The sequence below is a fragment of the Spirosoma flavum genome, from assembly GCF_042686045.1.
GTDB lineage: Bacteria > Bacteroidota > Bacteroidia > Cytophagales > Spirosomataceae > Spirosoma > Spirosoma flavum.
On sequence record NZ_JBHUOM010000001.1, the window covers coordinates 767,614 to 781,584 of the forward strand.

Genomic DNA, 13,971 nt, shown 5'->3' on the forward strand with positions numbered 1-13,971 from the left:
CTGGTATCAAACGTTTTGCATCGTACTCAATTTCCGATAGAATCCTTCATCCAGCATCAGGAGTTCATCATGCCGACCCCGTTCAACTATACGACCCTGATTCACTACCAGAATCTCGTCTGCGTGTTGAATAGTACTAAGCCGATGCGCAATCACCAGCGTCGTGCGATTAGCCATCAGGCGCGTCAGCGCTTCCTGCACCAGCTTCTCAGACTCCGTGTCGAGCGCAGATGTAGCTTCGTCCAAAATCAGAATTGGTGGGTTTTTCAGAATAGCCCGGGCAATGCTAATACGCTGCCGTTGCCCACCCGATAGTTTGCCGCCCCGGTCGCCAATGATGGTCTGGTAGCCATCGGACTGGGCTATAACGAAATCATGCGCGTTGGCAATCCGGGCAGCCTCCATCACTTCCGCTTCAGTTGCTGCGCTACCGAAGGCGATATTGTTAAAAATTGTATCGTTAAATAAAATGCTCTCCTGGGTCACAATGCCCATCTGCGTTCTCAACGACGCCATTGTGCAATCGCGCATGTCAACGCCATCAATCAAAATTTTTCCCTCTGTCGGGTCATAGAAACGCGGAATTAGATCGGCAATTGTTGACTTTCCTCCGCCCGACGACCCGACGAGCGCAATGGTTTTCCCTTTGGCTAAATCGAAACTGATGTCACGCAAAACGGGCGTATCGGTATTGTACGAAAATGATACGTGTTGCACCGAAATCCGGTCGTGAAAGTCGTCTAATGTTACGGCGCCCGGTTTATCCTGAATAGCAGGGGGAGTATCAATCAATTCAAGAACGCGCTCGCCCGAAGCTAGTCCTCGTTGCGATCCACTGAATGCATTAGAAATATCCTTAGCGGGTCTTGTTACCTGTGAGAAAATAGCGATGTAGGCGATAAACTGAGCCGCCGTTAAATCCGATTGGCCACTCAATACCAGCGAACCACCATAGAATAAAATTCCGGCAACAACGGCCACACCCATTACTTCCGAGAATGGAGAAGCTAATTCGCGTCGGTTCGCCAGTGAGCGTATGGCCTTTCGATAGCCTTCATTTTCACGGCGAAATTTGTCCAGAATAAAGCCCTCCGCTACAAAGCCTTTCACGACGCGCATACCGCCGAAGGTTTCATCTAACAGACTCACTAAACCGCTCAACCGCCGTTGACCCTCCTGCGCATCGCGCTTCATTCGTCGGACAAGAGTAGCGATGAAACCACCAGAAATCGGAATGACGATAATAGCAAACAGCGTCAATTTAACCGAAATACTCAACAGGGCCACGATGTAGCCAATCAGCAAAAACACTTCTTTTGATGCGGCAGACAGCGTATTAGCAATAGAGTTTTCAACTTCCTGCACATCGGTGGTGATGCGGGAAATGAGGTTGCCTTTGCGCTCGTTCGAAAAAAAACCGAGATGCAACCGCAGCGTTTGCGCAAATACAGCTTCGCGGAGTTTTGCCACCATGCGCGCCTTAAATGACTCTAATTGCCTAACGGATAAGTATTTGAATAAATTATTGAGCAGAACGGATAGTATAATAATAAAGCAAACGAACTGTAATGCGCCGACTTTGCCATACTCCTGAAATACCTGCGCGAAATAGTATCTAAAAAAATCGGTAGGGCCGGTGGTCAAGGAGGGCGCGGGCTGACTCAGAAATTCCCGCATTTGCTTTGTATCGACCTTATCGAACAGGATACTGAGCAGCGGAATGAGCAGTGTAAAATTCAATACACCAAATACACTGGCAATTAGCGACGTCAATACGAACGGCGTCAGGAAGCGGCTTAATGGGCTAGCAAAGGAGAGTAATCGAAGGTATGTTTTCATTAGTCCCGCAAAGGTACGCGCCCCGCAATATTATTCACTCACGAAAACTAGTCACGGTAAAACCTCTGAGCGCATAGCCAGAATTGTTGGCGTTTTTGGAAAGGCTAAATTTAGAGTTCAAATTAAAATCAAGTAGTTAATGCAGGAACTCACCGACCAATCTTTCCGGTCACTAATTCTTTGTATAACGTCCAGTATTCCCCCGCTATGCTTGGCCAGCTAAACCCGGCTGCCCGTCGGCGTAGTCGTTCTTCACGTAGCGGATTTTGGCCGAAATCGTGCAGGCCGTCGTGTAGAACCTTGGCCATACTTTCTGGCTCAAAATTCTCGAAATAATACGCTTCTTTGCCACCTACTTCGGGTAAGCTCGTCAAGTCAGAAATAAACACCGGCTTGCCAAATGTCATGGCTTCAGCTACGGGTAGGCCAAATCCTTCGGTTAGTGACGGAAATAAAAAAGCCTCACAATGGGCATAAAGCCATAATTTGGTGGGTTCATCTACCGAACCGGGCATCAGTAACCGGTCGGAAACGCCAAGCTTTTGGGCCTGCTCGCGAATGTGCTGAGCGTAGGGATGGCGGTCGGGTCCGGCCAGCACTAACCGATACTCTGGAAACGCTTCGAGCAACGGCAGTAACGTATGGACGTTTTTTTTCGGGTGAATAACTCCCACGAACAAGAAAAACGACGATTGGGTAAATGAGCGAATGGGCGAATCCGCGGGTAAGTCGGCTGGCGTGTTTTTGGGATTAACAGCCACACCAGTATAAACTACGTTCAACGGTAGTGTTTCGGGAACGTGTAAATACTCCTTAACCACCGAGGCTGTATAAGCTGATCCAGCCGTTAGCAACGACGCCCGATTGATTTTACGTTGAAGCTGGGCTAATTTACGCCCTTTTTTAGCGACAGAATAATCGGCTCGTTCCAGGAAATTCAGGTCGTAAATAGTCAGTATTAAGTTGGATTGGCGGGGTAAATAATCGGAGTCCTGATGCAGGCAATGCCAAACATCGTACTTGCCCGGAATCCAAAGCTTACGTAGCCATGACGCTTCAATATACTCGGCCTCGTTACCAAACACGCCCGCTTGACCTTTTGGAACCAGAAATGTAATAGTCCACCCGTCGGGGCGCTGGCGAACAAGTTCGTGTCCGAGGTGCAAACACACCTGTCCCAAACCACTATTAAGGTCGCGCAAACGTTCGGCGTCAATGAAAAGAGAAGGCATTGAGTTTTCTAATTTCAGCAAAATTGGTAAATATTAGGAACTCCAGCACGTTATAAATCCCTCCTGATAAACTTTACGGCGAAATCTTCTTACAGACAAACAGGAGTTCGGATATTTGCACCATGATTTTACAAAATGATTTATTACTCCGTACGGCACGGGGCGAATTGACTGAGCGAGTGCCGGTCTGGATGATGCGGCAAGCCGGGCGCGTATTACCCCAATATCGGGCCGTTCGCGAGCGGGCTGGTAGTTTCATCACGCTGGCGAAAACGCCCGAGTTAGCCGCTGAAGTGACTATTCAGCCGGTCGATGCGTTTGATGTCGATGCCGCTATTATTTTCTCTGATATTCTGGTAGTCCCCGAAGCGATGGGTCTGCCCTACGAGATGATTGAAAGCCGGGGGCCGGTTTTCCCCGAAACGGTACGCAATAAAGCCGATTTGAGCCGCCTGCGTGTGGCCGATGCTGAAAGCGATTTGGGTTACGTGCTGGAGGCAATTAAACTGACAAAAAAAGAATTAAATGGCCGCGTGCCGCTTATTGGTTTTGCCGGAGCACCCTTTACCATTTTTTGTTACATGACCGAGGGTAAAGGCTCGAAAACCTTTTCTGTCGCTAAAAAACTGCTATATACTGACCCGGATTTCGCCCACGCGCTACTTCAACAAATTACAGACAGCACAATTTCATATTTGCAGGCGCAGATACGAGCCGGAGTCGATCTGGTTCAGATTTTCGATTCGTGGGCGGGCATTCTCTCACCAGAGCAATACCAGACGTTTTCGCTACCCTATATCAAACAAATCTGTGATTTGATTTCCGATGTTCCGGTGACGGTTTTTGCCAAAGGCGCTTTTTTTGCCCGGCACGCAATTGGGCAGTTAAGTTGCGATGTTGTCGGCTTAGACTGGAACATGGACCCGCATGAGTCGCGGCAGTTGATTCCCGACCGGGTGTTGCAGGGAAATTTAGACCCATGTGTTCTTTACGCTGATTTTACCCAAATTCGGGCCGAGGTGAAACAGATGTTCAACGCGTTTGGCCATCAGCACTATATCGCCAATCTTGGACACGGCATTTACCCTGATACTGACCCCGACAAAGCAAGGTGCTTTGTCGATGCAGTGAAAGAAATGTAGGCGTTGATTTGGTTCACCGGCTTGAAAGCCAGTGAACCAAATTACTAGTATAAATTCTCTTTTGCTTCCTGTTTTAATTGCGCCTTATCAATTGGTACCACGCCTACAGACTCGCAAACCAAGCCCCCGCCAAGGTTTGATAAGCCAGCAATGATACGCGGTGGCTGTTTTAGCGCTACGCAGCAGGCGGCAATGCTAATGACCGTATCACCCGCGCCCGACACGTCGGCAATTTTGCGAACGTGGGCCGGTAGTTTCAATGTCTCGCTATTATAGTCAATAAATGCACCGCGTTCCGACAGCGTAATAAGTGCGCCTTTCAGATTTAGGGTTTGTTTCAGTTGATCAACAATCGCCTGTAATTCGTTGGGATTGTCTACGTCAAAATCCACTTTCAATCCTTCACGCAATTCTTTCAGATTCGGTTTGAAAAGCGTCGTGTTCTGATACGATAGAAAGTTGCGCTTTTTAGGGTCAACTACCGTTGGAACGTTGCGCTCATTAGCAAAGTCAGTAATTTCTGCAATGGCTTCTTTACTCAGGACGCCCTTGTCATAATCTTCGAAAATAATGACGTGGCAAGTTGGAATGAGTTCTTTCGCTTTCGCAATTAGTTGAGCCCGTTCGTCGGCAGTGATGTATTTGTCCGTTTCCGTATCGACGCGTACCACCTGTTGAGAACCGGCAATAATCCGTTCCTTAATGGTTGTGATGCGGGCTGCACTTCGAATGAGCCCATCACAATTTAGGCCCCGGTTACACAGTTCCTGTTCTAACTGATCGCCCGGTGTATCGGTACCAATAATGGAGCAAATGATGGCTTCTGCCCCCAATGCCTGCACATTTAGCAATACATTACCCGCTCCGCCTAAGCGCTGTTCGCGCCGGTCAACCGTTACGACCGGTACGGGAGCTTCGGGCGAAATCCGCTCAACGCGTCCCCAAACGTAGGAATCGAGCATCACGTCGCCAATAATTAGAACGCGGAGTTTATCGAACTGATCGAACAGTTCATCAAGGGACATATCTAAGACCATAAGGTCGTGAACCGGACTCATAAGCACAAAGCAACTTGTTTCTGGATACAAAGAAACGAAACGCCAACGCCTTTTCCGAAATTGGTATTATGGCTTTGAAGAAACAGGGCAGTTACTGCTTTGTGATGAATTGAAGCAGTAAGTCAGGCTTTAGAAACAATAAGATTACCGGCACTACTAAGCCAACTGCCAACCAGACCGCAGGTTTCGGCAATGGTATAGCGTTAGTAAACTCCAGAGGAGCCGGTCGAAAGAAAAGAAGAAAGGGAATCTTAAGGTAATAAACCAGTGAAATCAATGCATTCAGTAAACCCAACGCAAACAACGCCATCAGCCAGTTATCGCCCGTTTGCTGATACGCTTCGTAGAGGGCCGAAAATGATAAGAGTTTGGCCGTGAAGCCAACCGTTGGGGGCAGGCCCGTTAAGGCCAGCATAACCACCGTCAGGGCTATGGATAACAGAGGTTGCTTTTGCCCTAAACCAGCAAAATTGCTAATGGTCAGTGATCCGGTTGGTTGAGAAGCTGACCCTCCACCAGAGCTATTTCGACTAGCTCCATTGCTACGAGCCAGCAAATCGACGAGGAAAAAAGCAGCAAGCGAGATGAACAAGTACGTACCGATGTAGAACAAAACAGCGTCGAAGCCAGCTTCACTCAACGCTACAACGCCCACCAGCAAGAAACCTGCGTGCGCAATAGTCGAGTAGGCCAACAGCCGTTTAGCGTCAGTTTGTCGAAGAGCCGACAAATTGCCAAGTAGAATACCCGCCAGAGCCAATACAGCCAGTGGAGTTTGTAATACTGTTGCTGTGGTGCCGCCTAGTCCCGATTCGATTGGCAGAGCCGTTACAATCCGCATCAGGACCAACACCGCTGCCGCTTTAGGAGCAACGGAAAAGAAAGCAGCGACTGGCACCGGTGCAGCTTCGTAGGCATCAGGCGTCCAGACATGGAACGGCACGCCAGCAAGTTTGAACAATAGGCCAGCCAGCGTCAGCAGTAGGGCCACCGCTACCACAGACGCGTCCTGTTGAGCAAGTATGACCCCAAAGACATCAGCCGTAAGGTCGAGGGTACCGGTCATGCCATACAGCAATGACATCCCATATAGCATCACAGCCGAACTTATGGACCCAAACAGTAAGTATTTAATGCCTCCTTCCGATGCTTTGCGGTCGGCGATGAGCGCGGTAAGTAGATAGGAGCAAATAGAAACGAGTTCAATGCTTAGATAAATACTGAGCATGTTGACTGACATTGTCATCAGGAACAAGCCCAGTGTCATGGCAATTATCAGGGCGTACCACTCGAGGGGTAACGCTGGCCTCCCGACAAGTGCCCCTTCGCCTTTTTGCACCGTGAGAGCCTCCTCGAATGTAGGTTTGGGAAGCGATGTAAACCACTCGTACAGAATAACCAGTACAGCTCCCAACGCCACCACAACCTGAATGAAAATTGCCTGACTATCGACGAAGAGCAGGTGCATAAAAAGGAAGCCACGCGTGGGCGATAGCCCTGTCCAAAGACCAGCCACCAGCAAGATCACAACACTTAATCCGGCCAGATACCGACGTACGTTTAGCAACGACGTTAGCCGCATTAAAATTAGTTCGGCTAACAGCAGTAAGCAAAACGATGCCGACAGCCATACCTCTGGCCCGAAGCCGCCGAGGCTGTTGAGAATGTCGGTAAGTTGTTCGGTAAGGGACAAAATAGTGGTTTGTCGTTAGGTAAAAGCGCAGATATGAAGAATTTATCAGACTATTCCATCACGCTCTGGCCGCCCTTCGTAGTTGTGCAGTTTCACCGGAGCCTGCTTCTTACGTAGCCGGATGTTCAAAAATTCAACTAAGAGTGAGAAAGCAATAGCGAAGTACAAATAACCTTTTGGTACGGTACCGGCCTCCTGATTGAAGATAACTACTTCGGACAAGTGAGCTCCTTCGGCCACCAGCATGAAACCAATCATAATTAGAAAAGCTAAACCCAGCATCTGAATAGTGGGGTGTTCATTGACAAAAGAACCAACCGGTCCAGCAAAAAACATCATAATCAGAACGGACAGCACAACGGCAATCATCATAATGGCTACGTTCTGTGTCAGGCCAATGGCCGTCAGAATGGAGTCAATTGAGAAAACAATATTTGTAATAGCAATTTGCGTGACGACGCTCGAAATAGTTGCTTTGCCTTTTGTGCTGCCTTCTACTTCTTCGTCTCCACCGCCTTCTAATTTATGGTGAATTTCGGAGGTGGCTTTGTAGAGTAAAAATATCCCCCCAGCAAACAGAATCAGGCTTTGCCCCGTCAAGGCCGCTTTGAACCAGCCGATATCAATGTGCGTAAATGGCTTACTAAGCGATATAACGATTGAAATGCCCAGCAATAACACTAACCGGAAAGCCATAGCCAGAATCAACCCAATGTTCCGCGCTTTGGGTTGGTCTCCCCGAGCGAGCTTATTGGCCGCAATGGAAATAAAAATGATGTTGTCAATACCCAGAACAATTTCCAGAAATGTCAGGGTTAACAGGCTGATGATTGACTCAGCAGTGAAGAGATCGCTCATGGTTGAACAGAAGTGAAAGCCCAAAATTACCCCCTCCGGTCCGGGTCTGCAACAACTTGTTCAAGAAAGCACCCCAAACCGGACAAAAGGTTGCTAAATGGGACAATTGGTTGCTTATCCGTGAAGTGAGTTGTGGTAACCGTGAATAGCCGAATTGGGTATAATCGGCTTAAGTAAATCGGATAAGCTACCTGTCTTAATCGATTCCATGACTGGAATCGAAGCAATAAAGGAATTATTTTGATAGATCCAGATAATATCGACGGTGTACCGGTTCAAATCGTTCGATAGCGTATCGGAGCGTAGTGCGGGGCATTTTTGGCACGTGATCGTGCAGAAATTCTTCCAGTGCCTCTGCGCTACGCTTTCCCACCTCCCGGAGCATCCAGCCAATGGCTTTATGAATAAGATCATGTTTGTGCGACAGCAGCATTTCAGCAATGGCAAATGTATCGGCAAACTGCCCCAGGCGAATGAGCGCGAATGTTGAAACGATCGCTATGCGCTGGCTCCACAAGTAGTCCTCACCAGCTAAATCGTAGAGAATTGAGCGATCTCCTTTTACCACATACTGGCCGAGAATGTGGTAACAACTGACATCAACCAAATCCCAGTTATTAATATAGCGTCGGTTCGACAGATACCGTTCCAGTATAGACGCTTGCTGCGTTGACGTTGCTTTACGGGTCTGATAAACCCAGATAAGTAACCCTGTCATCCGGCACTCGTGAATTGGATCCCGTACTAGCTTCTCTGTATCATTGAGAGATAGGTTTTGATACTGTTCGACGATACGGCGTTGCTGCGGCATTGAAAGCCCCAGGAATTGGTCACCTTCTCCATATTGTCCGGGCGCAGTTTTGAAAAAACGGGCCACCAGCAAGGCTCGTTCGGGCTGTGCTAAAGCAAGTAAAGCGGTCTTAACATCAGTATAAGTTGATTCCATAGGAGCAAAATAAAAGGCAGAGACTCCTGTGAATCTCTGCCCAATACCCGGAGCGTATCTTACACTCAATTAATCATTTAGTTTCGAGCGCACAAACTCCTGTTCAGAGAGCATCGGTAGGGAGTAAAGCATTGTCTTATTTCGCTCAAAAGTCGGTCTGTCAAGGTCGGCTGCCAAATACTGACCCTTTACAAAGGCATCTACCATCTGCTTAATCTGGTCGGTGTCACTGGGCCGCTCCTCATCATCAATCAACAAAAGCTCGGACTCATCATGCGGAAACGGGCGAATAATACCCGGTGTTTCAGGACGAATTATCGTCGTGCCATTGTAGCCGGTTGGTGTTTGTTTGTCATCAGACTTAACGCTTAGATTTACTGGATTAGGATCTATTTCGTCGCCATCAGCGTCAACAAGCACTAACTCGTCTGTTGGTTCGTTCTGCTCCATTTCTGCATCTGGCAGGTCGTCAGACTCAGTATTGGCATCAATATGATTATTTTGCTGCGTCGTATCCTTAAGCTGATCCATCAGCGTGGTCGTTCCATCGAAACCAGCAGCAATGATGGTCACGCGTAGACCTTCACCAAGATTATCATCTGTGATAGCTCCGAACTTAAACATTCTGGCTTCACTCTGAATTTTCTTGGCTACGTGCTCTGAAATTGCCATTTGCTCTTTCAAACGCATGGCGTGCTCTTTGCTCGATGAAATAGTCAGCAGAATCCGCTTGGCTCCCCGAATGTCATGGTCGTTGAGCAAGGGAGAGTTCAGGGCGGCTTCGATGGCTCGGAGTGCCCGATCTTCACCTGATACCTCTGCGGAGCCCATCACCGATTGGCCTGCCCCTTCAAGTACTTTCTTAACGTCGGCGAAGTCAGCGTTGATATCGCCCTGAGTCGTAATAATCTCAGCAATACTCTTCACCGCATTTGCCAGCACATCATCAGCATGCGCGTAGGCTTCTGTCCAGGTTAACTCGCTGTATAACTCGGCCAGTTTATCGTTCAACACAACGAGTACGGTATCGCAACTCTTCTTGAGTTTTTCGATACCCTCACGTGCCTGCTCTTTCTTGTCAGTACCTTCATACCAGTACGGAGCCGTCACAACGGCTACCGTTAGCAAGCCCATTTCACGGGCTACTTCAGCCACCACCGGAGCCGCACCTGTACCAGTGCCACCGCCCATACCCGCCGTAATAAAGACCATTTTAGTAGGCGGAGCCAACAGATTTCGAATTTCTTCGATACTGGCACGGGCTGCATCTTCACCTGCTTTGGCTTCAGTACCCGCTCCTAATCCGTCGCCTAGTTGCAACTTAGTAGGTACCGGATTACTCATAAGTGCTTGACGATCAGTATTGCAAACAGCAAAATTGACATCCTGCATTTTTAGTTTGTGCATGTGTTTGACGGCATTTCCGCCCATGCCGCCCACGCCAACAACCTTAATTATAATTGGGTTGTCATCGGGAAGTTCGAATCTATAGCCCTGACTATTCATCGTGTGGGTATATGGTGTCTGTTCGTGTAAAAAACTGCCTAATTGCCATTAACCCGGCAGAGGGCCGGTTTGCTACGAGCATCAATACGTATCAGTCTCGTTCCCTCGTGTTGGCTGAAGAGCTTCTTTAAGCTTATCCAGCCAACTCTTCTTAAGTTCGGGCTCCGGTGACTTGACGCTTACTGGTGGCTTAGTAGCACTGCCGCCTAATGGATACACAGGTCGGACAGGCCCGACGGGCTGATCATCTTCCTTGTATGTCCGATTGGGATCGCTGATAAACGAAATACGGTTGTCAATTGTCTTATAACCAGCCCATACCAGCCCAACAGCTGTTGCATAGGCTGGGTCGCCAACTAAGTCGGCACGACCATTGGGTTCAAGATGTTCGGGATAACCAACACGAACTTCTTCAACACCGGTTACCCGGCCAAACGTATGTTCTACGCCGGGAATCAGAGCAGAACCACCAGTCAACACAATTCCGCCCAGCAATTTACCGTCATAGCCCGACCGAATGATTTCGGCCTGCACCAGCGCGGCAATTTCACGAAGCCGGTCTTCAATGATGACAGCTACGTTTTTCAGTAGCACATCTTTAGGTTTACGATTGCTCAGGCCCGGTACAGCTACTACCTCGTTGAGGTTGTATTCGCCCGGATTAGCACTGCCAAATTTTTTCTTAAGGAGCTCAGCCTGATTGGGAAGGATTTTGCAGCCTGCCTGAATATCAGATGTTAAGCTATTTCCAGCCCAGGGGAACACAGCTACATGGCGTAGTACATTTCGGTAATAGATGGCCATTTCTGTTGTACCACCCCCAATATCTACCAGAGCCACGCCTGCATATTTCTCTTCATCGGTCAACACGGCTAAGCCAGATGCCAGAGCCGACAGCATCATGGTATCCTGCGCCAGATTGTTGCGAACAATACATTTGCGAATGTTGCGGGCTGCGTTGGCCTGAGCAGTGATAAGTTGAAAATCAGCACCTAGTTTAACGCCATTCCGACCAACTGGCTGATTGACACTGGTTTCATTATCGACCACAAAATCCATTGGCAGAACATGGATAATTTCCTTGTCTGCCGGAATAGAGGTACGATACATGTCATTAAGCAGATGATCAATGTCTTCGGTCTGCACTTCATCGCCCGACGACGAGCGAGTAATGCTACCACTGGATTTAATCGACATCACATGGGAGCCGCTAAAACTGACATTAACCAGATGAATGTTTAAATTCGACTGGTTCGAGGCATCAGCCACCGCACGTTTGATCGCGTTCACCGTATTATTGACATTCACGACAGAGCCCTTTGCTACGCCATCGGTCAAATTTGTCTCGCCCACACCCAATACTTCGAGTGTTTCCTGATCTTTATTATTTCGAATTAATCGCCCCGCCACGGCACATACTTTGGTACTGCCAATGTCCAGACCTACCACTATTTTCTCGTCCATGCCCGTTGGTGTCATTCGCAAACTATTTGGTTTCGGTACTGAACGCTTACTCGACTATAGTGGTCCCAACCTTTTGCCGGTAAAACGTCCGTATATACTAATTTCAATTTCTTAAACTTTGCATCTAATTCCGTAGGTGGCCCAAACTCAATCTTGTGATTGCCAATCTGCGGCCACATTGTTATTTCGCCCCGGTCGTCTACCGACAGTTCGGTAATTTGTGCCCGCCAAAAGGGATCATCGTGAATTCGTTTTAATAAATCCAGCAATGGTCGGTTTCGATCATTCGACAATGAACGGTTTTGGACAAAATAACTGCCCGTTAAAACCGGCACACGAGCCGAGTAATTCATCGAAATCGGGAAAAAATGCCCCTCTTCGCTTACATATTGTCCTGATACATTCCTGATGCCATCACCAGCTAGTATTAACCGGGCCAACGGACGCGGCTGTTCAATAACAACTAATAAATTACCTGTTAGGTCATGTGAAACCTGACAATTTTTTACTAATCCATGTTGTCTCAGCCTCGTTTCTAACCTTCGGAGATCAACCTCTCCGTAATTCTTCCCGATTACCGGATCAGCTCCCTCATTAGTTAGGTAACCCATTACATCCCGACGTGTCAGAAAACGATGCCCGTCACCCTGATCAAGCCGAACAATTACTGCTCGAACGTGCTTTTGTCCCTGCCGAATTTCCGTGAAAGCAATAAGCCCAAACAGGCTCAACAGTCCTCCAGCGGTGAGTAACCATTTTTTGGATGATTTAAAGGTAGAAAACATCTGTAAATAAGCTGGATTGTTTTTAAGATATTTCTATCTATTGGTCTGCAAGTATATTTTTTAGTGTTCCTACCAGTTGATCAATGTCTCCCGCACCAATGGTTACGAGCAAAGAAGGCTTCATTTCCCGCACAACGTTGGGTAATTCGGCTTTGGTGCATTTTTTTTTAGTTTTCGAGTGTACGTGACGAAAAATCAAGTCTGAGGTCACTCCTTCCATCGGTAATTCACGGGCTGGGTAAATATCCAATAAAATAACATGGTCGGCCAACGAAAGACTTTCTGCGAAACCATCGGCAAAATCGCGGGTGCGACTAAACAAATGTGGCTGAAACACAGCTGTCAGTTCGCGATCAGGATAAAGGGCTTTCACTGACAACAAAAATGCCTGTACTTCGGCCGGGTGATGGGCGTAATCATCAATAAATACGACCGAATCCGTTTTCAGGATGTACTCGAACCGTCGGCGAACGCCCTTGTAACTATTCAGTGCCGACCGGATAGCTTCCGGCGATACACCTACCTCGAGGGATACCGCTCCGGCTGCCACTGCATTTTCAACATTGTGGAAGCCAGGAACTGCCAAGGAAATGTCAGAAATAATGCCTTTCGGATGGACCAAATCGAAGAGAAAAGATGCCTGTTCAATGCGCAAATTCTGGCTGTAGTAATCGCCTTCTTTCAGTGAGTAAGACCGAACGGTGGCCTCTGTTTTGTCGGCTAGAGACAAGCCTTGCTTCATGAACAGCACACCGTCGGGCTCAATCTGACTAACGAATTTGCTGAATGATTCGAGCACAGCTTCGTGCGCTCCATAAATATCCAGATGGTCGGCATCGGTTGAGGTCACTATGGCAAACTTCGGAAACAGAGTCAGAAATGAGCGGTCAAATTCGTCGGCTTCTACCACGCAAACCACCGACCGAAGGTCATCGGCAGGTTGATTGAGTAGGAAATTAGTACCGTAGTTATTGGTAATTCCACCCAGAAAAGCTGCACAATTGACACCGGCATCGCGCAGAATATGCGCCACCATTGATGATGTAGTGGTTTTTCCGTGTGTACCGGCCACGCCGATAGTAGTCATTTGTCCCGCCAGCAAGCCTAATACCTGTGAGCGTTTCTGTAAGGTAAAGCCCTGTTCGGTCAGATAAATATATTCTAAATGAGTTTTCGGAACGGCAGGCGTATAAATTACCAGCGTTTCGGCTTGATTCTCCCGAAACTCAACTGGAATCTGATCAATGGCATCCGTGAAGTGAATCATCATCCCTTCTGCCTGAAGAGTGTCGGTCAGCACAGTCGATGTTTTATCGTATCCGGCTACGGCATAGCCATTAACCTGAAACCAGCGGGCCAGTGCGCTCATGCCGATTCCCCCGATGCCGAGGAAATAAATGTATTTGAATTGGTCTAAAGTCATTATTCGTGGTAAAAGAGAAGGTGAA

Annotated in this window: 11 protein-coding genes; 1 reads left to right on the forward strand and 10 read right to left on the reverse strand. The window is 48.0% G+C overall.

Annotated elements, in window-relative coordinates; all coding sequences use genetic code 11:
- Nucleotides 1-6 precede the first annotated feature (6 nt).
- Nucleotides 7-1,839, reverse strand: coding sequence for an ABC transporter ATP-binding protein (locus tag ACFS25_RS03090; protein ID WP_381496935.1), 1,833 nt, complete (start codon nucleotides 1,837-1,839; stop codon nucleotides 7-9).
- A 149-nt stretch (nucleotides 1,840-1,988) separates the two neighbouring features.
- Nucleotides 1,989-3,071, reverse strand: coding sequence for a glycosyltransferase family 4 protein (locus ACFS25_RS03095; protein WP_381496936.1), 1,083 nt, complete (start codon nucleotides 3,069-3,071; stop codon nucleotides 1,989-1,991).
- 122 nt (nucleotides 3,072-3,193) lie between these two features.
- On the opposite strand from ACFS25_RS03095, the gene hemE reads away from it, so the two are divergent.
- Nucleotides 3,194-4,213, forward strand: coding sequence for a uroporphyrinogen decarboxylase (gene hemE / locus ACFS25_RS03100; RefSeq protein WP_381496937.1), 1,020 nt, complete (start codon nucleotides 3,194-3,196; stop codon nucleotides 4,211-4,213).
- Between the two features lie 44 nt (nucleotides 4,214-4,257).
- On the opposite strand, the gene ACFS25_RS03105 is transcribed toward hemE, so the two are convergent.
- From ACFS25_RS03105 to murC, 8 genes are all read right to left on the reverse strand, one after another.
- On the reverse strand, nucleotides 4,258-5,250 hold the full coding sequence (locus ACFS25_RS03105; protein ID WP_381497411.1) for a bifunctional heptose 7-phosphate kinase/heptose 1-phosphate adenyltransferase: 993 nt from the start codon (nucleotides 5,248-5,250) through the stop codon (nucleotides 4,258-4,260).
- A gap of 112 nt (nucleotides 5,251-5,362) precedes the next feature.
- On the reverse strand, nucleotides 5,363-6,964 hold the full coding sequence (locus tag ACFS25_RS03110; protein WP_381496938.1) for an NADH-quinone oxidoreductase subunit N: 1,602 nt from the start codon (nucleotides 6,962-6,964) through the stop codon (nucleotides 5,363-5,365).
- A 45-nt stretch (nucleotides 6,965-7,009) separates the two neighbouring features.
- Nucleotides 7,010-7,822: a TerC family protein gene (locus tag ACFS25_RS03115; protein WP_381496939.1), complete on the reverse strand. Its 813-nt coding sequence runs from the start codon at nucleotides 7,820-7,822 to the stop codon at nucleotides 7,010-7,012.
- Nucleotides 7,823-8,057: 235 nt separating this feature from the next.
- Nucleotides 8,058-8,768, reverse strand: coding sequence for a DNA alkylation repair protein (locus tag ACFS25_RS03120; RefSeq protein ID WP_381496940.1), 711 nt, complete (start codon nucleotides 8,766-8,768; stop codon nucleotides 8,058-8,060).
- A gap of 69 nt (nucleotides 8,769-8,837) precedes the next feature.
- On the reverse strand, nucleotides 8,838-10,274 hold the full coding sequence (gene ftsZ, locus ACFS25_RS03125; RefSeq protein WP_381496941.1) for a cell division protein FtsZ: 1,437 nt from the start codon (nucleotides 10,272-10,274) through the stop codon (nucleotides 8,838-8,840).
- Between the two features lie 81 nt (nucleotides 10,275-10,355).
- Nucleotides 10,356-11,753: a cell division protein FtsA gene (gene ftsA, locus ACFS25_RS03130; RefSeq protein ID WP_381496942.1), complete on the reverse strand. Its 1,398-nt coding sequence runs from the start codon at nucleotides 11,751-11,753 to the stop codon at nucleotides 10,356-10,358.
- Nucleotides 11,750-12,523, reverse strand: a complete 774-nt coding sequence (locus ACFS25_RS03135) for a cell division protein FtsQ/DivIB (protein ID WP_381496943.1) — start codon at nucleotides 12,521-12,523, stop codon at nucleotides 11,750-11,752. Before ACFS25_RS03135 ends, ftsA begins: the two co-directional genes overlap by 4 nt.
- 37 nt (nucleotides 12,524-12,560) lie before the next feature.
- A complete protein-coding gene (gene murC / locus ACFS25_RS03140) occupies nucleotides 12,561-13,946 on the reverse strand; it encodes a UDP-N-acetylmuramate--L-alanine ligase (RefSeq protein WP_381496944.1) in 1,386 nt (461 codons plus the stop codon).
- Nucleotides 13,947-13,971 lie beyond the last annotated feature (25 nt).

Excerpts from the sequence above, each read along its gene's own strand:
- ACFS25_RS03090 (WP_381496935.1), bottom strand. The coding sequence starts at position 1,839 with ATGAAAACATACCTTCGATTACTCTCCTTTGCTAGCCCATTAAGCCGC.
- ACFS25_RS03095 (WP_381496936.1), bottom strand. The coding sequence starts at position 3,071 with ATGCCTTCTCTTTTCATTGACGCCGAACGTTTGCGCGACCTTAATAGT.
- hemE (WP_381496937.1), top strand. The coding sequence starts at position 3,194 with ATGATTTTACAAAATGATTTATTACTCCGTACGGCACGGGGCGAATTG.
- ACFS25_RS03105 (WP_381497411.1), bottom strand. The coding sequence starts at position 5,250 with ATGGTCTTAGATATGTCCCTTGATGAACTGTTCGATCAGTTCGATAAA.
- ACFS25_RS03115 (WP_381496939.1), bottom strand. The coding sequence starts at position 7,822 with ATGAGCGATCTCTTCACTGCTGAGTCAATCATCAGCCTGTTAACCCTG.
- ACFS25_RS03120 (WP_381496940.1), bottom strand. The coding sequence starts at position 8,768 with ATGGAATCAACTTATACTGATGTTAAGACCGCTTTACTTGCTTTAGCA.
- ftsZ (WP_381496941.1), bottom strand. The coding sequence starts at position 10,274 with ATGAATAGTCAGGGCTATAGATTCGAACTTCCCGATGACAACCCAATT.
- ftsA (WP_381496942.1), bottom strand. The coding sequence starts at position 11,753 with ATGACACCAACGGGCATGGACGAGAAAATAGTGGTAGGTCTGGACATT.
- ACFS25_RS03135 (WP_381496943.1), bottom strand. The coding sequence starts at position 12,523 with ATGTTTTCTACCTTTAAATCATCCAAAAAATGGTTACTCACCGCTGGA.
- murC (WP_381496944.1), bottom strand. The coding sequence starts at position 13,946 with ATGACTTTAGACCAATTCAAATACATTTATTTCCTCGGCATCGGGGGA.